General features: G+C 71.1%; 19 protein-coding genes. 4 read left to right on the forward strand and 15 right to left on the reverse strand.

The window, feature by feature from the left end:
- Positions 1-65: 65 nt before the first annotated feature.
- Positions 66-3,365, reverse strand: coding sequence for a BTAD domain-containing putative transcriptional regulator (locus VH914_19705; GenBank protein ID HEX4493438.1), 3,300 nt, complete (start codon positions 3,363-3,365; stop codon positions 66-68).
- 117 nt (positions 3,366-3,482) lie between these two features.
- Between VH914_19705 and VH914_19710 the strand changes: the two genes are divergently transcribed.
- Positions 3,483-5,078 carry an EAL domain-containing protein gene (locus VH914_19710; GenBank protein HEX4493439.1) on the forward strand — a complete coding sequence of 532 codons (1,596 nt, stop codon included), beginning with the start codon at positions 3,483-3,485 and terminating at the stop codon, positions 5,076-5,078.
- Between the two features lie 315 nt (positions 5,079-5,393).
- Here VH914_19710 and VH914_19715 read toward each other — a convergent pair whose 3' ends face one another.
- Complete coding sequence (locus VH914_19715; GenBank protein ID HEX4493440.1) at positions 5,394-7,319, reverse strand: acyltransferase family protein; 1,926 nt, start codon at positions 7,317-7,319, stop codon at positions 5,394-5,396.
- Between the two features lie 131 nt (positions 7,320-7,450).
- On the opposite strand from VH914_19715, the gene VH914_19720 reads away from it, so the two are divergent.
- Positions 7,451-9,094: a hypothetical protein gene (locus tag VH914_19720; GenBank protein HEX4493441.1), complete on the forward strand. Its 1,644-nt coding sequence runs from the start codon at positions 7,451-7,453 to the stop codon at positions 9,092-9,094.
- A 14-nt stretch (positions 9,095-9,108) separates the two neighbouring features.
- Here VH914_19720 and VH914_19725 read toward each other — a convergent pair whose 3' ends face one another.
- Positions 9,109-10,059, reverse strand: coding sequence for a YafY family protein (locus VH914_19725; protein ID HEX4493442.1), 951 nt, complete (start codon positions 10,057-10,059; stop codon positions 9,109-9,111).
- Between the two features lie 83 nt (positions 10,060-10,142).
- Between VH914_19725 and VH914_19730 the strand changes: the two genes are divergently transcribed.
- Positions 10,143-10,691, forward strand: a complete 549-nt coding sequence (locus VH914_19730) for a DinB family protein (protein ID HEX4493443.1) — start codon at positions 10,143-10,145, stop codon at positions 10,689-10,691.
- A gap of 3 nt (positions 10,692-10,694) precedes the next feature.
- Here the strand turns inward: VH914_19730 and VH914_19735 are convergent, their stop codons facing one another.
- From VH914_19735 to VH914_19755, 5 genes are all read right to left on the reverse strand, one after another.
- Positions 10,695-11,189, reverse strand: a complete 495-nt coding sequence (locus tag VH914_19735; protein HEX4493444.1) for a hypothetical protein — start codon at positions 11,187-11,189, stop codon at positions 10,695-10,697.
- Between the two features lie 91 nt (positions 11,190-11,280).
- Positions 11,281-11,841 carry a hypothetical protein gene (locus tag VH914_19740; protein HEX4493445.1) on the reverse strand — a complete coding sequence of 187 codons (561 nt, stop codon included), beginning with the start codon at positions 11,839-11,841 and terminating at the stop codon, positions 11,281-11,283.
- Positions 11,831-12,145, reverse strand: a complete 315-nt coding sequence (locus VH914_19745; protein HEX4493446.1) for a helix-turn-helix transcriptional regulator — start codon at positions 12,143-12,145, stop codon at positions 11,831-11,833. The genes VH914_19740 and VH914_19745 overlap by 11 nt, the downstream gene beginning before the upstream one ends.
- A 44-nt stretch (positions 12,146-12,189) precedes the next feature.
- Positions 12,190-12,492 (reverse strand): MoaD/ThiS family protein, encoded by a 303-nt coding sequence (locus VH914_19750; protein HEX4493447.1) that lies wholly within the window; start codon positions 12,490-12,492, stop codon positions 12,190-12,192.
- Entirely contained in the window at positions 12,489-13,604 is a 1,116-nt protein-coding gene (locus VH914_19755) for an exo-alpha-sialidase (protein ID HEX4493448.1), read from the reverse strand. Before VH914_19755 ends, VH914_19750 begins: the two co-directional genes overlap by 4 nt.
- 100 nt (positions 13,605-13,704) lie before the next feature.
- Here VH914_19755 and VH914_19760 point away from each other — a divergent pair, with 100 nt between their 5' ends.
- Positions 13,705-14,091, forward strand: a complete 387-nt coding sequence (locus tag VH914_19760) for a VOC family protein (GenBank protein HEX4493449.1) — start codon at positions 13,705-13,707, stop codon at positions 14,089-14,091.
- On the opposite strand, the gene VH914_19765 is transcribed toward VH914_19760, so the two are convergent.
- From VH914_19765 to VH914_19795, 7 genes are all read right to left on the reverse strand, one after another.
- Positions 14,088-15,269 (reverse strand): serine hydrolase domain-containing protein, encoded by a 1,182-nt coding sequence (locus VH914_19765; GenBank protein HEX4493450.1) that lies wholly within the window; start codon positions 15,267-15,269, stop codon positions 14,088-14,090. The two genes, VH914_19760 and VH914_19765, sit on opposite strands and share 4 nt — an antisense overlap.
- On the reverse strand, positions 15,167-15,661 hold the full coding sequence (locus VH914_19770) for a hypothetical protein (GenBank protein HEX4493451.1): 495 nt from the start codon (positions 15,659-15,661) through the stop codon (positions 15,167-15,169). Before VH914_19770 ends, VH914_19765 begins: the two co-directional genes overlap by 103 nt.
- Before the next feature lie 37 nt (positions 15,662-15,698).
- Positions 15,699-15,911 (reverse strand): hypothetical protein, encoded by a 213-nt coding sequence (locus tag VH914_19775; GenBank protein HEX4493452.1) that lies wholly within the window; start codon positions 15,909-15,911, stop codon positions 15,699-15,701.
- Positions 15,912-16,061: 150 nt separating this feature from the next.
- The gene (locus VH914_19780) at positions 16,062-17,972 is read right to left on the reverse strand and encodes a S53 family peptidase (protein ID HEX4493453.1); all 1,911 of its coding nucleotides are present in this window, start codon (positions 17,970-17,972) and stop codon (positions 16,062-16,064) included.
- A gap of 270 nt (positions 17,973-18,242) precedes the next feature.
- On the reverse strand, positions 18,243-20,474 hold the full coding sequence (locus VH914_19785; protein ID HEX4493454.1) for a CoA transferase: 2,232 nt from the start codon (positions 20,472-20,474) through the stop codon (positions 18,243-18,245).
- Positions 20,475-20,484: 10 nt separating this feature from the next.
- A complete protein-coding gene (locus tag VH914_19790) occupies positions 20,485-21,681 on the reverse strand; it encodes an acetyl-CoA acetyltransferase (GenBank protein HEX4493455.1) in 1,197 nt (398 codons plus the stop codon).
- A gap of 16 nt (positions 21,682-21,697) precedes the next feature.
- The gene (locus VH914_19795; GenBank protein HEX4493456.1) at positions 21,698-23,107 is read right to left on the reverse strand and encodes an OB-fold domain-containing protein; all 1,410 of its coding nucleotides are present in this window, start codon (positions 23,105-23,107) and stop codon (positions 21,698-21,700) included.
- Between the last annotated feature and the right edge of the window lie 151 nt (positions 23,108-23,258).

Here is a 23,258-nt window from a genome sequence, read left to right on the forward strand (position 1 = left end):
TCGAGTCAGCAGATACGACGACGCGCGGCGGCGCGACTCATCGGCGCGTCGGCGCTCCGATGTGTTCAGCCGGCTGCGGTCAGGCGGGGGGCGCGAGCGCGGGCGACGAGGGCGGGGGCCCGGAGGCGCGTGGCGATGGCGACGGCCCGATCCAAGTGACGTGGCGCGTGAGCGTCGCCGCATCCGGCGGCCGCGATGCCCACGCCGTACGCGACCGGCGCGACGACCCAGAGACCGTTGAACACCACCTGGTCGGCGAACGGCACCAGCAGGTCGCGGATCGTCTCGCACACGGCGCGCTCACCGAGCATGCACGCGGTCTCCGCCGTCAGCACGAGCGTGCTCGACCAAAACGTGCCGCCCGGCAGCACACCGAAATGGTTCGCGGCGGTGTCGCGCAGCAGTTGCCGAGCCTCGTCGTGACACTCGGGGTCTTCGGCGAGGATCCGTGCGAGGAGCAGGGCGAATCCGGGGAACTGCCGGCCGACGTTGTCGTAGAAGGAGCGCGCGACGGGCAAGAGCTCGCAGATACGGCCCTGTTGCCAACGAGACCAGCCGCGCTGCATCCATCCCGCCTCGGGCGCGTGCGACACACCGTGCCCCTCGCCGTACGACGACGCCTCTTCGATCAGCTCCTCGGCCACATCGAACGAGCCGTCGAGTCCGGCTCGCCAGGCCCGGCGGATCAACGTGCTCCACCGCAGCGGCGCGAGCTCGTAGTGCGCGGCGATGGTGTCGGCCTCGGCCGAAAGCGCGTCGGCTTCGGCGAGGTCGCCGCTCTGGAGCGCGGGCACGATGTTCGAGCTCAACGCGAAGTAACGCGTGACCACGTCGGTAGCCGACGAGCTGAGGTCGAGCACCTCCCGGAGCGCGTTTCGGCGCGCTTCGAGCGTCTCGGGCGTCAACGACAACGCCGCGCTGCGCGACAACGTCTCGAGCAGTGCCGTTCGGTCGCCGCTCGCGCGCGCGAGGGCGACGGCCTCGGCGGCGCCGCGCTCCGCAGCCGGCGCGTCGGACAACGACATGTCGACGGCCAACCGCGCCAGGACACGACTGCGCGTCGCCGGATCGTCGACGACGTCGAGCGCGCGCTCGATGAGCTGTCGCGTCTCGGGTCCTGTCACTCCCGGAAGGGTCGACCAGCCGGGCGTCGTGACGCGCACGATCTGCACCACGAGGTCGTCGTCGTCGGATGTGAGCGCGAGGTCGACCGCCGCTTGCAGGGAGGCGATGCAGGCCGCGTCGCCTGCGAACATCTGCGCCTCGGCGAGCTCGGCGAGGAGCGAACCGCGGTCGGCCTCGTCGGTGAGGTACACGAGCGCGAGCTGGAACCAGGAAGCCGCCTCCTGCGGCTCGAGAATCTTCAACGACTCCCGGCCGGCCAGCCGCGCGTAGGCGAAGACCTTCTCGGCGATGTCGCCCGACGCCGCGCTCCAATGCGCCGCGAGGAGCGCGGGTGATTCGTTCCGGCGTTCGAGTGCCTCGGCGATGCGCCGGTGTCCGTCGGCGCGCTGCGTCGCCGACAGGTCGCCGGCGATGGCGTGGCGGAACAGCTGATGCGCGAACCGATACGAGCGCATCGTGCTCGACTGCAGGATGTGCGCTTCGACGGCGCGGTCGACCAACTCGGTCGCCGTGCGCGTCCCGATGCCGGCGGTCTCGGCGAGCAGGTCGATCGTGAAGTCACGCTCGAACAGCGATGCGTGCTTCAGCAGCTCGGCGGTCGCGCGCCCGAGCTCCGCGGTTCGCCGGCGCGCGAGGTCGCGGACGCGAGGCGGCGACGTCCAGTCGGCCACGACGCGTTCGAGCGGCCCGGTGCTCAGCAACTCGGCCACCATCAGCGGGCTGCCGGCGGTCAGCTCGAGGAGCCGCCGGCCGAGCTTCTCGCGCGGCGCGATCCGCATTCGTTCGAGCAACTCGTCGATGTCGGTCGCGTCCAACGGCGGCAGCACGATCCGGTCGATGCACGCAGACGCTTCGAGCGTCGCGACCAGATGCGCGAGGTAGGGCGCAGTGGTGTCGAAGGGCGTGCGCACGCTGCCGACCACGAGCACCCGCTTCGGCATCGAGAGATTCGCGATCTGCGCGAACACGTGGAGCAGCGCGGGGCTCGCGTGATCGAGGTCGTCGACGACGACCACGACGGGCGCCTTCGCAGAGAGGCCGGCGATCCATCGCGCCGCGGCCTCGAGGATCTCTTCGTCGTCGAGTCCGGGGACCGGCTCCCCGGCGACGAGCGCACGCGTCAGCTCGCGTAGTTGCGGGAGATCCCGGGTCGCTTCGGGGACGATTCCGATCACGGTCGCGAGCTCGTCGTCGGAGAGTCCGAGCGTCGCTTCGGCGATCACGCGTGCGAACGTGCGCAACGCGGGGCTGAAGACGTCGTGGACGTGCACCGGCAGGACGATCGCGTCGCTCGAGAGGCGCCGGGCCACCTGGGACAGGAACCGCGACTTGCCGATGCCCGGAACGCCCTCGACGAGGAGAAAGCGCATCTCGCCCTCGACGGCTTCGGCGAGCCGGGTCAGCAGGTGCTCGTACTCTGCGCCGCGGCCGACGTACGCGACGGTCTCGGCCGTCCACGCGGGGAGCGGCGTCATGAAGCCGGCATCGGTGGCGACCAGGCTCGGGTCCTGATCCAGCACCCGTCGTTCCAGATCGCGGATCTGCGGCGACGGCTCGAGCCCCAACTCGTCGCGCAGCGACTTGCGCAGCGCTTCGCTCGCGCGCATCGCTTCGGCCTGACGACCCGCGCGGTACAGCGCGGCGATCTGCTGCGCGCGCAGGTGCTCGCGCAGTGGTGCCGCCGCGACCAACGCGTCGATGTCGCGCAGCACTTCGAGATGACGGCCGCTCGCCAGGTACGCGTCGTTGCGCGCTTCCACGAGCGTGAGGCGCAGGTCGGCGGCGCGACGCACGGCCTCGGGCCAGAACGGGCACGATTCGACGTCTTCGAACGCGTCGCCCGTCCACAACGCGAGCGCGCGCTCGAACGCGTCGGCTGCGCGTGCGCTCTCCTCGCTCGCCAGCGCCATCCGTCCGTCACGCAGGAGCGACTCGGCGAGCAGCAGGTCGACTTCGTGAGCGGCCGCGTCGAGCCGGTAGCCGCCGGAGACCGCGGTGATGTGCGTGCCGTACGGACCCAGGTTCGTCTTCAACCGGGAGACGATGATCTGAAGCGCGGTACGAGGATGTTGCGGGAGGTCGTCGTCCCAGAGGGATTCGATCAGCGTGCTGCTGCCGACGACTTGGTTCGCGTCGAGGACGAGGCGCACGAGGAGCGCGCGCTGCTTCGGCGCTCGGACCGCGATCAGATCGTCGTCGTCGGTCGAGACTCCCACGCGACCGAGGATGCGAATGAGCACAGGTGAAAGGCTACGACGGCTCGGTCCTTTCGTTCCATGCCGATCGGGTGTGCGGCAGGCCGATCCGTCTGGCAACCTTTGGCGCGCACGGCGCCGGGGGGCACGTTGGGACTGGGTATGGATGCCGAGGTTTCGGCGCAGCTACGGGGCTTCGTCGAGCAGACGGCCGACTTCGTGGGCGTCGCCGACGGTTGGGGCCGCGTGCTCTACGTGAACCCGGCGGCCGCCAAGCGGCTCGGGATCTCGGACCTGACCGGCCTCACGCTCGCCGACGTGTTCCCGGCCGAGGAGACGGCCTTCTACCACGACGTGATCCGGCCCGCGTTGCTCCGCGCCGGCGCGTGGAGCGGAGAGGTGCGGCTCACGGTCGCGGGTGAGGGCATCGTGCCGATGTGGGTCTCGACGACCGCGACCGTCGGTCCCGGCGGCGCGATCGACGGCTTGGTCGTGCACGCGCGTGATGCCGTACCCGTTGCGGCGCGCGCCGACGATCGCAGCGAGACGCGGGATACGGCGACCGGTCTCCTCGATCGTGCCGCGTTCGACGTGCGCGTGAGCCGCGCGCTGCTCGCCCAGCGTCGCGGTGGTGAGGCCGTCGCGCTGGTGCTCGTCGACATGTCCGGCGCCGACACCGCGATCGAGACCGTCGGACCCGCGACCGGGGCGACGATCGTGCGATCACTCGCGCGCCGGCTGCAGCGGATCGCGCGTTCGTTCGACGTCGCCGGTCGCGTCGACGACCGTCACCTCGCGCTCTTGCTCGGCGCGGTTCGGGGCCGCGGTGAAGCGGCGCACATCGCCACGCGCGTTGGCGACGCGCTCGTCGACCTACCGTTCCCGACGCCCGGCGGTGAGGTCTGGATCGCGGTGCGGTGTGGCGCGTCCGTGGGCCGGCCGGACGACGAGCCTGCTGATCTCGTCGAACGCGCGGCGTCGGCGATCGAGCCGGCGCGCGTGGTCGAGGAACGGCGGCCCGGGTCGCCCAACATCGACGAGTTCCGCGTCGCGCTCAGTCTGCGCGAGCTGCGGACGTACGCGCGGCCGGTCGTCGGGCTTCGTTCCGGTCGATTGGTCGGCTATCGGGGCACGGCCCGCTGGCACCATCGGAGACGCGGCGTTCTCGACGCCGCGGATTTCCTCGAGATGGCCGAGGCGACACCCCTCGTCACCCAGTTGGACCTGTTGGTCGTGCGCGAGCTCGCCGAGGTGCTCGCGCTCTCGACGAGCGAGGCGCCGCTGACGCTCTCCGCGCCGGCGTCGACCCGCTTGATCGCCGACGTGCGCACCGAGCAGTTCCTCGCCGAGGTCGCCGACGCGTTCCACCTCGCGATCGATCAGATCCGACTCCGCATCGATCGGCGCCTGCTCGACAATTGGTCGCCGTCACTCCAGGATGCGCTCGAGTCGCTGCGCGACGCGGGTGTCGGTCTCGTGCTGAACGGTGTCGACGAAGTCGACGACATGGACTCGGCCGTTGCCGCACGTGTTCACGAGGTCTACCTGTCGCGCGCGTTGACGCGTGCCGCCGCGACGGACGATGACGCGCGGCGCGCCGTGTCGGAGATCGTCCGGCTCGCCGCGACACGCGCGTCCGTGGTCGGCGCGACCGGCGTCGACACCGACGACATTCGTGACGCGTTGGTGGAGTTGGGTTGCGAGACCGGATCGGGCGACTTGTTCGGCCCGCCCGTGCTCGCGCGCGACATCGACTGACCCACGCGCGGGCGCAAGGTCTCGACGGTCGTGGAAACGAGCGGTTCGTGGTCGGGCCCGCGGGTGTGAAGGCCGACCCGAGAAGCGGCAGGCGTCCGGCGGCCGCGTCCGCGGCACTCATGCACGCGATCCCGGCGAGCAGCGACGCCGCTCGCCGGCGTGCGCGTTTCACGCGACGCTCGATCGACGAATCCCCACAACCAACGTGTGATCAGTGAACCGAAGAGCCCGGAGCGTTGTCAACGAACGCTCTGACGCGCCCCACCGGTGCTGAGGAGCGCCTCGCCGACAACTGAACTTCGTGGGGCGGGCGCGTCAGCCGGCGCCGCGGCCGAGGATCTGCGAACCGAGCGCGTCGGCCACCGCGTCGGCCGCCGGGTCGGTGTAGTGCGTGCCGTCCGGACGGTCGTGGTAGTTCACCGGGCAGCCGCGGTCGTGCGCGGTCGACGACACGGTCATGTCGTTCTCGGCCGCGACCTGACGCGCGAGCGCGCCGAGCACGTCGACCCGGGTCGGGTCGTAGCGCGCCGCGCCGGCATCGGACGCGTCGGGCTCGGGACCGAAGCACGGGGGCGCGAGCCAGATCACGTGGGCACCGCGCGCGGAGAGCGTGCGCGCCGCGTTCGAGATGAGCGCGCGGTAGCGCGCGTCGAAGTCGGGCTGCCCGGGCCACTCCCACGTGTGCCCGTCGTCGCGCGAGACGTCGAACACGTCCCACGTGCCGTAAAGCACGACGACGACGTCCGGACGGAACTGGTCGATCGCCTTCGGCCACGTTTCGGCGCGATGACACGAGTCCGGCGGCCGGCGCGCGATCCCGGTGGAGCTGCGCACGAGCACGTCGTCGACGAGCGTGCAGCCGAGCGCACCGCCGTTCCACACGAGCACGCCGTGGCTCTTGCCCCACCGTTCGATGCCGCGACCGAGCGTCAACGCGACCGAATCGCCGGTGACGAGCACGCGCCGCACCGGCGCGATCGTCGGAGTGGTCGAGGCCGCGGAGGCGGCACGCGCCGCCGCCGTCGATGCGCGCATGTGCTGCGCGGCCGCGAGCACCGATTGTGGCGTCGCCGTCGCCGCGAACGTCACGGCGGGTGTCGCCGCCAGCGCTCCGACGAGCAGCGCCGCGCCCGCCGCGGCCGCGAGCGCGGCCGGGGGTGCGACGAGCCGCCGCCGGCCGGTGACGACGCGGCGCTCGCGCACCGGACGCTCGACGAACAGGTACGAGAGTGTCGCGACGACGAGCGTGAGCGCGACCCGCACGGTCGTGAGCGCGAGCGGGTCGAGCCCGGTCCGGCTCGCACTGAGCCACAGGAAGATCGGCCAGTGGTACACGTACACGCCGTAGCTGATGCGTCCGAGCCCGCGTAGCGGCGGGAGCGAGCACACCCAACGCACGACGCCGCGCTCGCGCGCCGCGAGCACCACAACGCCGCCCGCGATCGCGTACGCGAGCAGCCCGCCGTGGTAGAGCGCGTGATCGGTGACCGCGAAGTGCGCGTTCGCCCACGCCATCGCGACGAGCGCGGCGGGGCCCACGATCGCGATCGCGCGCGCGGATCGCCGACCGAGTGACCGGTGCGCGAGTGCGACGGCGAGCGCGGCACCGACGAGGAACTCGAGCGCGCGCGTGTCGGTGCCGTAGTACGCGCGGTCGATGTTGTGCGCGGACACGATCCACGCGTCGACGAACGACGCCGCGCCGAGCGCGGTCAACACTCCGAGGAGCGCAGTTCGACTGCCGCGCAGCAGCGCGAGGAGCGCGACCGTGAGCGGCGCGAGCACGAGATAGAACTGCTCCTCGACCGCGAGCGACCAGTAGTGCTGCAGCGGCGACGGTGTCGAGAACAGCGCCGTGTACGACTGTCCCGACACGAGGAAGCGCCAGTTGGCGACGTTCGCCAGCGCGGCGAGGCCGTCGAGTGGGAACGCGCGTGAGGTTTGCGCGTCGTGCAGGCGCACCGCGACCGCGGCCGCGAGCACGACGCCGATCACGGCCGCGGGCAGGAGTCGGCGGATGCGTCGCGCGTAGAAGTCGCCGAGCGCGACCCGGCCCCGCGACCACCACTCGTCGAGCAGCAGTCCCGTGATCAGGAAGCCCGACAGGGTGAAGAAGGTCGAGACGCCGAGGAATCCGCCCCGGAGCCGGCCGTCGTGGAAGGCGAGGACGGCCGCGACCGCGAAGGCCCGCAGGCCGTCGAGGCCCGGTTCGTAGCGCCGTCTGCCTGCCTGCCCATTCACCCCAGGCCATCCTAGAGTGGTCAGCCCGCCACCATCAGTGTGGATCTGCCCCGATTCGGCCTCAGGTAAGCGCCCGGGGCGGTCGATGCCGCCTCTGCCGATCTCCCGACGCCGCGGGGTGCGCCGACGACATGGCCGGGTTTGCAAAGTTCAGAGGCTGGCGCCCGCGGTACGCCGCGGTATTCGGCGCGCTCCTCGGCGGTCTGCTCGTCACCGCGCCGGCCTGGGGCGCACCCTCGATCGCCCGCCTCGTGACGACGACCGGCAGTGAATCGCCACGAGCGACCGCGGCCGGGCCCCCCGCCCGGGTGCTGCTCATCGGCGACAGCGTGATGGACCAGCAGGGCAACCCCGCCGCGTTCGTGCTCCGCCAGGCGGGCGTCGACGCGCGCGCCGAAGGCTGGTGGGGAACGAGTCTCCTCACGACCGACCAGTACGACTTCGGCCATTCGAAGCTCGACGGCGGTTGGTTGAAGGAGGCGCGGCACCAGGTCGACACGTTCGACCCGCAGGTCGTCGCGGTCTACCTCAACCACAACTACTTCCCGCCGCACCCGCACGACGCGGCCGGTCGCCCGATCGAGGACCTCTGGTCGCCGTCGGGACAGACGATGCTGCACCAACAGGTGCTCACACTCCTCGCGATCCTCCGCAGCCGCGGCGCGCAGGTGCTCTTCGTGACGCCGATCCCCGCGGGCGCGTCGAGGGCGAGCCCCGATCCGAACGTGTGGGATCCGATCTGGCACGGCTATCTCCCCGTGCTGCGCGCGTTCCACGTTCCGATCATCGATGCGGGCCACGCGCTCGCCGCGCCCGATGGCCATCGCACCGAGACCAAGCCCGACTGCAGCGGCGCGCCGACCCTCGTGCGGCCGCCGGCCAACCTCCATCAGACGCGCTTCGGCGCGTCACTCACCGGCACGGTCGACGCGCAGTACATCGCGCGCGTCGTGCACGTGAGCCTGCGCGACGACGTTGCACCCGGCGACCGCACGGTCGCGCTCGTTCCGAGTCCCGCGAGCGGGTACTGGCTCGTCGGTTGCGATGGCTCGGTGTATCGCTTCGGGGGCGCGGCGACGGTCGCGGGCGCGCACTCGCGCGTCGTCGGGCACGGTGGAGTGGTCGGCGCGACCGCGACCGCGAGCGGTCACGGTCTCTGGCTCGTCGCGGCAGACGGGACGATCGTCCCGGTCGGTGACGCGCCGCGGATCGCGTTCACGGCGCGTCCGTCGACGCGACTCGCCGCGATCACGGCGACGCCGGCGCACACGGGTTTGCTCGCAGTCGGCACGAACGGCGCGGTGTACGCGGCGGGTCACGCGCGTGTGCTCGGCGGCATCTCGCGCCTCGCGCACGCGCCGGTCGTCGGCTTCACCGCGACGCCGGATGGCAAGGGCTACTGGATCGCCGGCCGTGACGGCGGCATCTTCTCCTTCGGTGACGCCCGCTTCTTCGGCTCGATGGGCGGCGTGAAGCTGCAGGGCGCGATCGCCGGCATCGCGTCGACGCCCGACGGCCGTGGTTACTGGCTCGTCGGAGCCGACGGCGGCATCTTCTCGTTCGGCGACGCGCACTACTGGGGCAACGGGCGCTGGACGAGGCCTGCCTACCCGAACAACCTGTTCACCGCCGCGCCGGGCCCGACCGTCGCCATCGTCGCCGCGCCGGGAGCGCGCCAGGGCTACTGGACGCTCGCCGACACCGGCCGGGTCACGAACCACGGCGGCGCGAGCGGAAGCGCCGGCGACAACAACCTCGCGCTGAACACGCAGTAAGCCGCGCGCGTCGGTCAGCGCGCGTGGTCGCGACTCACGAGCTCGCGCCCGATGCGCACGAGCTCGCGTCGCAATGACTCGGGACCGACGACCTCGACGGCCGTACCCCATCCCGCGAGCTGCTGCGCGAGCATCGTCGCGCCGGTGCCCGCGATCGTGACGTCGAAGTGACCGTCGGCGCGCTCGGCGCCGACCTCGAGGTCGTCGCCGAATTGGTAGCGCAGCGGTGTGAGCTCGGCGCGTCCGACACGCAGGTGCCCGCGCATCGTGCGGCGCAGCTCGTTGACGTTCTCCGCGACGCGATCCCACTCGGCCGCGAGGTCGAAGTCGTCGTGCACGACGACGGGCTCGTCGGTGACCGTGACGCCGCGCACGCGGCCGACGCGGAACGTGCGTTGCCCCGCGTCGGTGTCGGCAAGCAGGTACCACGTCGCGCCCTTCTTCACGACACCGAGCGGGCTCACGACGCGCGTCGACGCGCGGCCGCCGCGATCGCCGTACTCGAGCTCGACGCGGCGCCGGGCGACGATCGCGTGCCGGAGCGCGTCGAGATGGCGCGGCTCGTGGGCGCTCGCCCGGCCGCCCCACGCCGCGGAGTCGATGACGACCGACGTCGACGACGTACGCGCCGCGTCGCGGAAGGGCGCGGGGAGTGCCTGCACGAGCTTGCGCAGCGCGGTCTTCGCCGCGGGCGACAGTTCCGCCGCGGGCCCGACGAGGAAGAAGAGGGCCTTCGCCTCGGCTTCGGTGAGCCCGCTGAGGTCGGTCCGCGCGCCCCCGACGAGCTCCCAGCCGCCGTTGCGACCGGGCCGCGAATAGACGGGCACGCCCGAGGCCGCGAGCGCCTCGAGGTCGCGGCGGGCGGTCTTCACCGACACCTCGAGCTCCGCCGCGAGCTCGGCCGCGGTCACCTTGCCCTTGGCCTGGAGGACGAGCAGGGCGGTGAGGAGTCGGTCGGCGCGCACCGGTCGAGATTACGCAGGAAACTGCCCAGGAGCTGTCCAGTTTGGGCGCGCATGATGTCCCGGTCCCCAACGAAGGAGCGCCCATGCCCGGTCTTCCCGCCCCCACGAACGACGAGCGCACCCTGCTCCTGCGATTCCTCGAGCAGCAGCGCGCCGGCGTCCGCAACGCCGTCTTCGGCCTCGACGACGAGCAGGCGCAGACGCGGTCGACGGTGAGCGAGCTCACGCTCGCCGGCCTGTTGCGGCACGCCCTCGTCGGTGAGCGCAGTTGGATCTCGGTGGCGCAGGGTGGCCCGTCGGCGGGCGATCAAGGCTTCGGGCTCGCGGCCGGCGAAACGCTCGCGAGCCTGCTCGACGAGTACGACCGCGTCGCCTCGGAGACCGAAGCCGTGATCGCGCGGCTGAGCCTCGACGACCCGGTGCCGGTGCCGCAGGGCGTGCCGTGGTTCCCGGACGACATCGACGCGTGGTCCGTGCGCTGGGTGCTCTTGCACCTCATCGAGGAGATCGCGCGCCACGCCGGTCACGCCGACGTCATCCGCGAGAGCATCGACGGCGCGAGCTGCTACCCGCTCATGGCCGCGGTCGAAGGCTGGCCCGAGACGCCCTGGATGCAGCCGTGGCGTTGCTGACGCTCAGTCGGCGATGGCGGGCGCGCCGCTTCCGGTGTGCGTGCGCGTCGCCGGCAGGCGCCGGCGCACATCGGTCCCGAGCGCGAGCACGGCATCGCGCGCGGTGAGGACCCGGCCGTTCAACTGCGGCTTCCAGCGCGCGAGCCGCATCACCTGTTCGTTCGTGAGCAGCGCGGCGCGCGTCACCTCGTAGCTCGCGTCGAAGAGGATCACGAGCACCTCGTCGAAGTCGACGTTGCGGAACGGCGCGAGGTGGCGGTCGTCGATCTGGTCGACGCGGACGATGTAACTGCGCACCTGGAGCCGCCGACCGTCGGGCGTCGTCAGATCGTGCGAGGCGCTCTCGGGCGTGATCGCGCCACCGAACGCCTCGTGCGCGAGCCACAGTGCGTACTGCTGCTCGGGCGCCTCGTCGGTACGAACGACGCCGCGGTCGCGAAGGGCCGTGAGGACCGCCTCGTGCGTGGCGAGCAGGTCGCGGACGGTCAGCTCGCTCATGGCGTCGGCGTCGATCATCGCCTGGTATCGGCGCCGCGTCGCGAGCGGTTGAGCGGGCCGTGCGTCTACGCGTACGCGGGCGCCGGCGACGTCACGAGGGCCCGGCGCTCGCGACGAGCGCGCGGAGCCGGGTGACCCGTTCGTCGTCGGCGCCGAGGTAGTGGACGAGCGCGCCGATCACGAGATCGGCGTCGAGCGTGCCCGCGTCGATCATCGCCTCGAGATCCGCCCAGTCCTTCGTGCGGTTGAAGAACGCCTTGAACACGGCGACATCGCTGCAGCCGAGGAACGGGACGGCGTGCGACGCGAACTCGTGCACGACCGCGCGATCGGCCGCGGCGAGATGGAACGCGGTCGTGTTGGTGAACACGTCGACGGGCGTCGCCGCCCACCACAGCCGCACCTGCCCGTCGCGCACGCACCTCACGAGATCGGCTTCGGACCACGCGACCTCGTGAGGGAGCGCCTTCAGCACCGCGTCGGCCTCCTGCTGATCGACGAACACGTTGACGTCGATGTCGACGGTGCCGCGTGCTTGCTGCGTGCACCATGCGAGCGCGAGCGCACCGCCGAACGCGTGCGCCAGGTGTGCCTGATCGAGCGCGCGGTGCAGCGCCAGGATCTTCTCGACGATCCCGACCTCAGTCGCCATGGCGACCGAACTTCGGGAAGGCCAGCGTGCGGCGATGACGCGCCGGGAACTGCGACGCGAGCACGAGGGCGTCGACGAGCTCCGCGGAGCGGTCGCGATCGGATGCGACGCGCGGCGTGAGCGACAGCGAGGTTGTGAACCCGGCCGCCGAGAGCACCCGCTCGAACGTGTCGACCGTCGGAGTGACGCGGCCGGCTTCGTACGCGGCGAGGGTCGAGTGGGACGTGTGGGCGCGGGCGGCCAGCTCACGGAGGCTGAGCCCGGCGCGGAGCCGGGCCCGGCGCAGCACGGCGTCGGCGTCCATGGGGTCGATGGTATCATTTCAGATACCAGGGATGGAAGCTCCGGTCAGCCCCCGGCCATCGCCCCGATCACGAAGAAGGGTTCGGTCCCCGCGGCCACCGGGGCCGGGAGGGGCGCGTCCGGCGATTCGTGCGAGAGGTCCTCTTCGAGCGCGAAGAAGCGCACGAACTTCCGGCGCGCCTTCGTGTCGTGGTCGCGGAGCGTGCCCTCGAGCATCGGATACTCGGCCTCGAGCGCGTCGAGCACCGAGCGCTGCGTCACCACGCCGTCGACGGCGATCGTGACCTCGCCGTGCACGCCCGCGAGCGTGCGCAGGTGCGCCGGGAGCACGATCCGGACCTCGCTCACGGCAGCGTCTGCACCTCGACCGACAACACCGCGGGCAGGTCGCGCACAATCGGCCGCCAAGTGTCGCCGGAGTCGGGCGACACGTACACCTGCCCGCCGGTCGTGCCGAAGTAGACGCCGCACTCGTCGAGCGAGTCGACGGCCATCGCGTCGCGCAGCACGTTCACGTAGCAGTGATCCTGCGGCAAACCCTTCGTGAGCTCTTCCCACTCGTTGCCGCCGGTGCGACTGCGGTAGACGCGCAGGCGCCCGTCGGGCGGGTAGTGCAGCGAGTCGCTCGTGATCGGCACGACGTAAATGGTCTCGGGCTCGTGCGCGTGCACGTCGATGGGGAATCCGAAGTCGGTCGGGAGGTTGCCACTCACCTCGTGCCAGTGGTCGCCGCCGTCGTCGCTGCGCATGACGTCCCAGTGCTTCTGCATGTAGAGCACGTCTGGATTCGAGCGGTGCATCGCGATGCGGTGCACGCAGTGACCGACCTCGGCGTCGTCGTCGGGAATGCCTTCGGAGTGCAGACCGTGGTTCGTCGGCTTCCAACTCGCTCCGCCGTCGGTCGTACGGAACACGCCGGCCGCCGAGATCGCGACGAACATCCGTTGCTCGTCGGTCGGATCGATCACGATCGTATGCAGGCACATGCCGCCGGCGCCCGGTTGCCACGCGGGACCGGAACCCTGCTCGCGCAGCGCCGGCAGCTCACTCCACGTCGAGCCGCCGTCGGTCGAGCGGAACAGCGCTGCGTCCTCGACCCCGGCGTACACCGTGTCGACGTCGGTCGGCGACGGCTCGAGGTGCCAGACGCGCGCGAACTCCCAAGGGTGCGGCGTTCCGTCGTACCACTGGTGGGTTCCGGGCACGCCCTCGTAGCGGAACTCGTTGCCGACCGGCGTCCACGTCGCGCCGCCGTCGTCGGAGCGTTGGATGAGCTGGCCGAACCAACCCGTCGACTGCGACGCGTACAGGCGGTTCGGATCCACCGGCGAGCCCTTGACGTGGTACAGCTCCCAGCCGCCGAAGACGGGCCCGGTCACCGTCCAGTCCTCTCGCGTGCCCTCGGCCGTCAGGATGAAGGCGCCCTTGCGGGTGCCGACCAGGACGCGAACACCACTCATCCGCACACTCCTCCTGCCGGGCGCGCCAATCGGGACGCACCGGTTCGAACCTTTGACGATCGGGCCGCCCGGAACTCATCGCTGTGCGAGGCTCGGGCCGGTGGAGGAGCCCGGCGCACCGATCGAGTGCATCAACGCGGTGACGCTCGTGACCGCCGACATGGCGGCCGCGGTCGAGTTCTACGAGGCCATCGGATTTCTGACGATCGTCGGCGGGGCAGGAGCCGCGTTCACGACGTTCCGCGTCGGGCCGACGTTCTTGAACTTGCAGCTCGATCCGTCGGCGCCGAGCCGTCGCGACGTGTGGGGTCGCATCGTGTTCTGGGTCGACGACGTCGACGCGATGTACGCGCGCGTGCAGGCCGCGGGCCGGCAGCCGGAGATGACGCCGTCGGACGCGCCGTGGGGCGAGCGCTACTTCCATGTACGCGACCCCGACGGGCACGAGCTCAGCTTCGCCCGCTTGCTCTCGCGTTCGTCTCGCTAGCTCAGGTCGGCGGCGATCGTCGCGAGCCGGTTCGCGCGCATGCCTGCGTTCATCTGATCGTCGGTCACTGCGTTGTTCAGACAGGCGAACGAGATTCCCGAGTCGGGATCGGCCCACGCGGTCTGCGCGTGCGCGCCTGCGTGTCCGAACGAACGGGGCGAGCACCCCGCGCCGAAGATCGCGTAGCGCAGGATGTGCTTGCCGTCGTCGCCCGCGACGACGAGACCGAGCGTGCGGTTCACCGGAACGCCCATGAGCGGGTCGGCGAAGGTGCAGCGGATGTGCGCCTTCGCGTCACGCAGCACGTCGCGGTCCCAGAGTCCGCCGGGGTTGTGCAGCAGCCCTTGGTAGAAGCACGCGAGATCGGCCGCGGTCGCGATCGCGCCGCCGCCTGGAAGACCGGCGGCGCGCACCCGAGGATCGTTGAGCTGGAGTGCGTGCGGATCGGCGTTGGTCCCGGTCGTGTCGACGAGCACGGCGATGTCGTCCTGCTGATCGACGGGGATGCCGAGCACGCGCGGCAGGCCGAGCGGCGCGCACACCTGCTGCGCGACGAAATCGCGGAAGTCGACCTCTGTGACCCGCTCGATGATGTCGATGAGCACCCAGTGCGCGGCGCCGCCGTGGTACTCGAACCGTGTGCCGGGCTCCCACTCGAGGCGCCAGCGCGCGAATTGCGCGCGTCGCTGGGTTGCGTCGCTGACGTCGGCACGCGTGTCGGCGTTCGGGAAGCCCGATGTGTGCAGCATCACCTGCTCGACCGTGACGCGCTCGAAGCCGTCGTGCGCGAGCTCGGGTACGTAGTCGCGCACCGGACGCGAGACGTCGACCGAGCCCTCGCCGATCAGCAGCCAGATCGCGGACGCGACGATCGGCTTCGTCGCCGAGAAGATGCAGAAGCGCGTGGTGTTCGTCGCCGCGCCGAACGTCTCGAACGCGACGAGCTCGCCGGCGCGCGCGACCGCGAGCTGGCACGCGGGAACCGTGCCGGAGTCGACGTCGGCGCGCGCCGCGTCACAGAGCTCGTCGATCGTGGTGATGTGGCGCAGGCTAGAACGCGGCGCCGGACCGTGGCTCAGCCGGCGATGTTCGCGAACTCGATCGGGACGACGAACGGCACGGTCTCGCCGGGCACACGCGGGAACGGGAGGAAGGTGATGTAGCCGGTACCCGAGCACGGCACGGAGATCGACGTCGGGATCGGCTTCGCGTGTCCGAAGTGCTTGAACGTCGCGAGGCCGCCGGTCGCGGTGCTCGACGGCGGGATCCCGAAGACCGCGGTGATGTGTGTCGCGTCGGGGCCGGTGTTGCCGACGGTTCCGCCCGATGCCGCCGGGATGCTCACCGCGAGGGTCTGGTGCGGGAGCGGATGCGTCCGCTGACTGGGATCCGGGCTCGGGCACGCGACCTTGACCACGGCCGGTTGGTGCCCGCCGGTGCTGCCGTTCACGAGGCCGACGAACTCCTCGTTCGGCCGGATGCGCGGATGGGTCGCGCTCGCGACGCCCACGCCCGTGCCGATGGTCGTCGCGACCACTGCGGCGAACACGACTGCTCGACGAATCGACATGTGACTCTCCCCGATGACCCCCACCGGCGATCCACGTTCAGGCGCGAGCCTGGGGCGGCGGATGGTGCCCGTCAAGGGGCGGTCGGGTCACGGTGAAGAAGAACCGGGCCTTCGTGACGCCGTGGTCGGGGTTCGTGTCGATCACGCTCGACATCGCCGGCGAGCGTCGAGCCGGCGCGGCCGTGGCCGTCGTCGTCGCGCCGACGACCAGCGCGGCCGTCGCGATCAGCGCCCACGCGCGCGTGCGCACCCTGACTTCATGGTCCCCCCGCCCCCGTGTCGCGGCGCATGTGAGAGAAGAGGGGCGGCCCGGCGGGCCGCCCCTCGGTCTCGCTCTGAACTCACAATCGCTCGTTCGTTCCCGCAGGAGCGGCGAGCGAAGCGAGTGCGCCCGGAGGGCTCAGTACTTCATGGCCTTGAGGAAGAACAACCCGTTCGGGGTGCCCACGCCGGTCATGTCGTCGTAGCCGGGCAACGTGAAGATGTGCGTCGGCACGCCGATCGTCTGGAGCAGATACGCGTAGCCCTGGTTGTCGTTGAGGTTGTTCACGTAGTTCGTGCGCACCGTCGCCTCGGGGGCCGACGAGTGCTGAACGTCGGTGATCGCCGCTTCGTTGCTGTTCTGGTACACGAGCGGGTTGATGAACCCGACCGCCGCGCCGTGGTTGTACTCGATCGCGTCGGCCACGACCCCCGCGAACAGCGGTGACGACAGGCTCGTGCCGCCGAGACGGTACGTCTCGTAGCGCGTGGTCTTGCCGAAGACCTGCGTCTCGCCGATGCGGAGGCCGGTGTTCGGGTCGCCCGGCATCGAGATGTCGGGCACCGCGCGCATCGGCGTCTTGCCGCCGTTGTACTCGCTGATCGACGTCGGCACGACGCCGGCCTGGTACCACGGCTGCTCGTAGAGCTTGCTCGTGCCGCCACCGCTGCCGCTGCTGTACGGACCCGGAGGCTTCGGCTTCCACTGGTTGCCGTCGAGCGTGGCGTACGCGTTCGACCAGCCGTCCTGGAAGACGATCTTGCCGTTGGCGCCGATCTCGGTGCTCGTGCCGCCGATGCCGGTCGCCCACGGGCTCGACGTCGGGAAGTTCACCGACTTGCCGATCGTGCCCGACTGGTCGCCGTCGTCGCCGCTCGAGAACATCACGGTGATGCCGGTCGTCGCGGCCTGCTGCAGCTCGTTGTCGAAGAACGTCCGCTGGCCTTGCGGCACGTTCTCGCCGTTGTTGGTCCACGAGTTGGTGATGACGCTCGCCTTGTGGTCGTCGATGACCGACGCCCACGCGCGGTTGAGGCCGCCGATGCAGTTCTCGCCACCGACGTAGAGCACGTTCGCGCCCGGTGCCATCGCGTGCACCGACTCGACGTCGAGCGTCTCTTCGCCGTACCAACCCTGCGGGCCGCACAGGTCCGCGTGGTCGAAGCCGTCGGGCTGCGGGATGTCCTGCTTGAACTGGCCCTTCGCGAACTTCGGGATGTCGTTGTCGTTCGACCAGCGCTGCGCGTCGGCGAGGATCGTCGGCGCCGCGTACGCGTCGGTGATGGCGACGGTGACACCGTGGCCGTTGTGACCGGCCGCGATCGCGCCGCTCAGGCCGAACGCGCTCTGGTACTGCTTCGCGTTGTAACCGCAGATCGTGTACGGCCAGGTCTGCCCGTACGCCGGCGGCTTGTCGGTCGCCGTCTGCTGGCCGTAGTAGTCGGAGCAGGGTTCGACGCCGTAGCGGACGCCGGGCGGCGGACCGGGCTCGGTGTCGGCGGGTGTGCGCAACGCGAAGCTGTCGTCGAGGTCGACGATGCCCGCGACCTTCGACTTCACGTCACTCGACACCTGGTAGTCCGCGACCGGCGCCGCGAGCTGCTTGCCCTGGTACGAGTAGATGTGCATCGACGTACCGACGAGCGCCTCGGCCTGCGCCATCGTGCCGGTCGCCTCGAGGTAGAGGCGGCTCGACGCGACGGACGCGACCTGCAGGCCCGAACTGCGGACCCACGCGCTCACCGCGTCGACGTCGGCGGTCGACGGCGCGTACCGGTCGCGGAACTGCGCCGCCGTGAGGAAGTGACGGAACGATGCGCTCGACGGCGACGACACCGCGCGCGCTTCCGCGGCCAACCCCGCGGCGTCGGGCACTGCGAGTGCGACCTCGAAGTCGACGCGCCGGTTCGCCGGCGCGGCCCCGAGGTCGACGGCCGACGCGGCGAACGCGGGTCGGCTGTGAGCCAGCGTGACGCGGGATGTGGATGCCCCCGCGCCGCTGGTCCCCACCGCAACCCCCGCGGTGAGTGCGCCCACGGACGCCACCACGATGGCGACGCGAGCATGACGAACGGCTCGACCAAACATCAACTGGCCCTCCTTTGCCTGACACGAGAGTCCACCCGGCCGGAAGCCTGGGGCGGTCGCGCGCGGTGCGTCAAGCGCGTGCCGAAGGAATGTTGCGATTCGTTGCGCGCGTACCGTTCCGATTTCCGTGACAGTTATGTCACCGGAGCGTCAGGCTCGCGTGACTCCGGCGTCCGTGTGCCGGTCGGCGCGCTCGCCCGGCATCGCCGGTGTCGGCGCGGGCGCGGACGCCTATTCGACTGCGCCGGCCTCGCGCAGCGAGTCCCGCGTGGCCGCGTCGAGGCCGAGCACCTCGCCGAGCGCCCAGTCGGTGTCCTGGCCGAGCGTCGGACCGCCGCGCGAATAGCCACCGGGACACGCCGCGAGGCGCGTTCCCGTGCGCTCGTACATCGTGTCGCCGACGACGGGATGCGTCATCGGCACGAAGTGCTCGCGGTACGCGAGCTGAGGGTCGTCGTGGAGGTCGCCGAAGTCCTGGACGGGCACGGCTTCGATCCCGGCGCGCTGGAGTCGCTCCGCGATCTCGGCGCGCGTGCGGGCGCGGGTCCACGCCTCGATGTCGTCGGTGCCCGCGATGGCGTGCAGGCGCGCGAGCTCGTCGTCGGTCCAGCACGCGATCGCGATCCAACGATCGCGGACACCGTCCTCGTCGGCACACGCGAACGCGCCGTGCAGCAACGCGCGCGTGTCGTCGTTGCCGTTGCGCTGACCGATGACGCCGTCGACCGCGTAGTCGAGGAGCCACGGCGCGAGCGACCAGCTCGCGGATTCGACCTGCGAGACGTCGAGGTACACGCCGCGTCCGGTGCGCCGGCGGTAGTGCAGTCCTGCGGCGAGCGCGGTCGCGACGTAGCGCGGCGCGAGCGAGTCGGTGATCGTGCCGTACGGTCCGCACGGCTCGCGGTCGGGCCAACCGGTGAGCGCGTTGTAACCCGCGAGCGCGGAGCCCTGCCCACCGAAGCCGGGATAGTCCTTGTGCGGACCGGTCTGCCCGTTCAAGCAGGTGCTGATCATCACGAGGTCGGACCGCAGCGGCGCGAGTGAGTCGTAGTCGAGACCGAATCCCTTCATCGCGCGGGGCGCGTAGTTCTCCGCGACCGCGTCGGCCCACTCCACGACGAGGCGCTTCACGAGCTCGACCGACTCGGGTTTCTTGAGGTTCAGCGTGAGGTTGCGCTTGCCGACGTTGAGGCCGTCGTAGAGCGGTGCGCCTTCGAGGCCGTGCGGATGGCTCGGGTCGGCGAGCGCCATCGTGCGGAGGAAGTCGGGCCGCGTGCGCGACTCGACGCGCAGCACGGTCGCGCCCTGCTCGATGAAGTAGCGCGTGGCGATCGGCCCGGCCGCGCCCGAACCGAACTCGAGGACCCTCAACCCGTCCCACGCGCCCTTGCCGGTGGCGCGTGCTCCGGACGCGGGCCTCGTGCGCGCCGGTGTGCTCGCGCTGACCGACGGCCCCGCGATGCCGACCTCACCGTCGGCCGATCGCAGGAGGACGAACGCGCGAGGGAACCGCGCGACGTCGCCGAGGGGACCGAAGAAGTCGCGCGACGCGAGCTGCGCCGACGCGTAGATCTCGCGCGGCGAGTTGATCGGGGCGAGCATCAGGTTCGTCTCGCACGCGATGTCGTAGAGCTCCTGCATCGAATGCTTCGCGAAGTACGTGCCGACCTTCTGCTCGACGGCCTTGAGCTCGTCGTCGGTCGCGGTGTTGACGTTCCACTCGCTCCAGTCGCGCGCCGGGAGATCCGCGAGCTTCGCGATGAGCTCGAGGCTCGCGATCCGCGCCTTGCCGCCCCGCAGCCCGAACGACACGAACCCGTCGAGCGTCGGCCAGATCTCGCGCGTGCGGCCGATGTTGGCACCCGCGCGCCGCCCGCGCTGGCCGGTGCGCGGGTAGTTCGCGGGCGCGGCCATGCTCGCGCTGATCACGACTTCTTGCATCGAGACGTCGACGATCTGCGGGATGCCGGACCACAGCCCCGAGAGCGCGGCGAACGCGGCTTCCCCGCCGCTGTGCGCGTAGCCCGTGGGCTCTGCGCAGCGCAGCGGCGCGCGATCGGGATCGCCCGTGCAGTACATGTTGCCGCTCGCGGCCATCACGCCGAGGTTCGACGCGCGCCAGGTGGAGCGCGGGCCGTCGATGCCGAACGGGGTGACGTGCACCCACACGGCCTGCGCCGCGCGCGCCGGGTCGAGCACGTGCGTGCCGGGGACGTCGGGAGAGTCGAACACGATGTCGACGTCGCGCAGCAGCGCGTCGAGCTCGCTCGCGTCGGCGGCGAGCGTGTGCACGCGCTTGCCCGCGTTCCACGCGCGCTCGACGTTGCCGGTCAGTACGTCGCCCGGAGTCGGGACGACGCGATCGACGGACGCGCCGAGGTCGCCGAGGATGCGCGCCGCGCGCGCCGCGGCGTCGCCGCCGAGGTCGAGGACGCGGACGCCCTCGAGCAACCGTTCGGTCACGACAGCAGGATCAGCCGAGCCGGCTGCCGAGGATCGACACGAACGACACCATCTCGCCGGGGTACCCGCCGAGATTGTGCGTCAGCGCGAGCCCGCGGTCGGCGTGCTTGATCGTGCGCTCGGGCGGAGCCTCACCGCGCAGCTGGAGCCACGACTCGAACACCATGCGCAGGCCCGAAGCGCCGACCGGGTGGCCGAAGCTCTTGAGCCCGCCGTCGGGGTTCACCGGCAGCGCGCCCTCGAGGTCGAACGTGCCGTCGAGCACTTCCTTCCACGCGGTGCCGCGCTCGGCGAACTGCAGGTCCTCGTAGATGAGGAGCTCGGCGGGCGTGAAGCAGTCGTGCACCTCGGCCATCGCGAGCTGCTCGCGCGGGTTCGTGATGCCGGCCTGCGCGTATGCGTCACGACCGGTGGCCGCGATCTCCGGGAACGTCGTGTAGTCGTAGTCGGGGTCCGCGTTGCCGGAGCAGTTGCCCGCGACGAGCGACAGCGCCTTGATGTAGACCGGCTTGTCGGTGTACTTGTGCGCGTCCTCGGCGCGGACGATCACCGCGGCTGCGGAACCGTCGGCGACGCCGGAGCAGTCGTACACGCCGAGCCCGCCGGCCATGAGCGGCGCGTTGCAGATCGTCTCCATCGAGACCGGCTTGCGGAACTGCGCGCGTTCGTTCTTCGCGCCGTTCTGGTGGTTCTTCCACGCGATGCGTGCGAGCACCTCGCGCATCTGGTCGTCGTCGAGCCCGTACTTCTTGCCGTATCCGGGCGAGCACATCGCGAACATCGCGGCCGCGGTGAGCGTGCGACCGGTGCCGTCGGTCGGCGTCTTGCCCGCGCCGACGAGGCCCTGGTAGCCGCTGTCCTTCACCTTCTCGATGCCGATCGCCATCGCCATGTCGAACGCGCCGCTCGCGACCGCGTAGGCCGCGTTGCGGAGCGCCTCCGACGCGGTCGCGCAGAAGTTCTCGACGTGCGTGACCGGCTTGTCGTGGAGCTGGAGCGGCCGGGCGAGCATCATGCCGCTCATGCCCGACATCGCGGTGCCGAGCCAGTAGGCGTCGACATCGTCCTTCGTCACTCCGGCCGACGCGAACGCGTCGGCCGACGAGTCGATCATGAGGTCGTCGGCGCTCTTGTTCCAGTGCTCGCCGAAGGGCGTGCACCCCATTCCGACGATGGCGACGCGGTCCTTGATGCCGTTCGAACTCATGTGCGCTCTCTTCTCGCTACGCCCGTACGGGGCGGGCCTTCCAGAAGTAGTTGTGGATCTCGTCGGAGGTGAACAGCCGGCGGAACGTCATCTCGACGCGGTCGCCCATCTTCAGGTTCGCGGCGTCGACGTCGCAGAGCTCGACCGGGAGCCGGCCGCCGCCGTCCCAGTCGACGACCGCGAACACGGTCGGCGGGCTCTGGGAGTAGGCGATGCGGTCGATCGTGACGAGCGCGATCGTGCCGACGGCGTCGGCCATCGGCGCCGCTTCCATCTCGTCGACCGCGTCGCCGACGCGCGAGACGCGCGCGGGCGGCATGTGCAGCTCACCGCTCGATCGATCGCGTGAAGCGACGAAGCCGTACTTCCAACCCTCGGTACGGCCCGACACCGACGCGGAGATGCGGTCGGGCTCGGGACGCCGGGGCGGCTCGATCGAGACCGCGCCGCGCCAGCTCAGGTACTTGCTGTACGGGAGGTCGGCGGCGTTCTCGATCTGGCTCGCGATCGTGCGCGCCGCCGAGTAGTTCGCGATCGCGTCGGTCGCGCGGAACACGAGGACGTCGACACCGTCGGCGAGGACGACGACCGCGATGACCTCGCCGGGCTTCGCATTTTCCAGCGCGTTCGTGAGGAGCAGCGCGGCGTGCGCGGTGCCGGTGTTGCCGACGGTCGCGGCGAGGTCCTCCGCGAGCGCTTCCTTCGCGACCCCGAGCTTCGCCGCGATCCCGCGTACGGCCCGCGTGTGCATGCCGGTGACGATCACGCGCGCGACGCCGTCGGTCGAGACGTTCGCGGCCTTGAGCGCGCCGTTCCACGCCTGCTCGGCGAGCGGCCCGTACTTGACTTCGCCGAAGCGCTCCTCCCACTGGCGGGAGCGGGTCGAGCCGGGCGAGCGCCAGCGCTCGATGAACTCCTCGGTCGCGCTCGCGCCGCCGAGGTACTCGGCGATGACCGGTGCGCTCGAGTCGTCGCCGACGAGGAGCGCGGCGGCACCGTCGCCGGTCGCGGCCTCGTCGACACTCGTGGGCAACCCGGTGCGCAGGTCGGCGGTGACGACGAGCGTCGTGCCCCGGCCGTCGAGCGCGGCGCGGATCGCGCCGGGCCCGGAGCGCAGCGCGCCACCGAAGTCGAACGCGGCCACGTCGGAGTCGAGCCGGAGCGCGGCGTGCACCGTCGACGCGTTGTTCTTGTCGAGGTACGCGGGTTCCGCGGTCGCGAACCAGAGCGCGCTCGGTGTTGCCGACGCGGGTGCGGCCCGGAGCGCGAGGCGCGCGGCCTCGACACCCATCGTCGTCGTGTCCTCGTCGTAGGACGCGACCGAACGGGTGCCCTTGCCCCCGCCGCTCCCGAACGTCTTCGCGATCTCCGCGCGCTGGAGGCGCCGGTACGGGACGTACCCGCCGGCGCTGATGATGCCTCTCATGCGCCGGAGTCTATGGAGCAGGTCTCCGCGCGGGCACCTCGGCGTTCCGGCGAGGGCCGACGACGTACGCGAGGATCACGGTCATGCGCGGGCGCGATCGGGGGGACCGCGGGCGGGTGCGGGTGAGCGACGTGGTGGGTGTCCCGATGCT

This window comes from Acidimicrobiia bacterium (assembly GCA_036271555.1).
GTDB lineage: Bacteria > Actinomycetota > Acidimicrobiia > IMCC26256 > PALSA-610 > DATBAK01.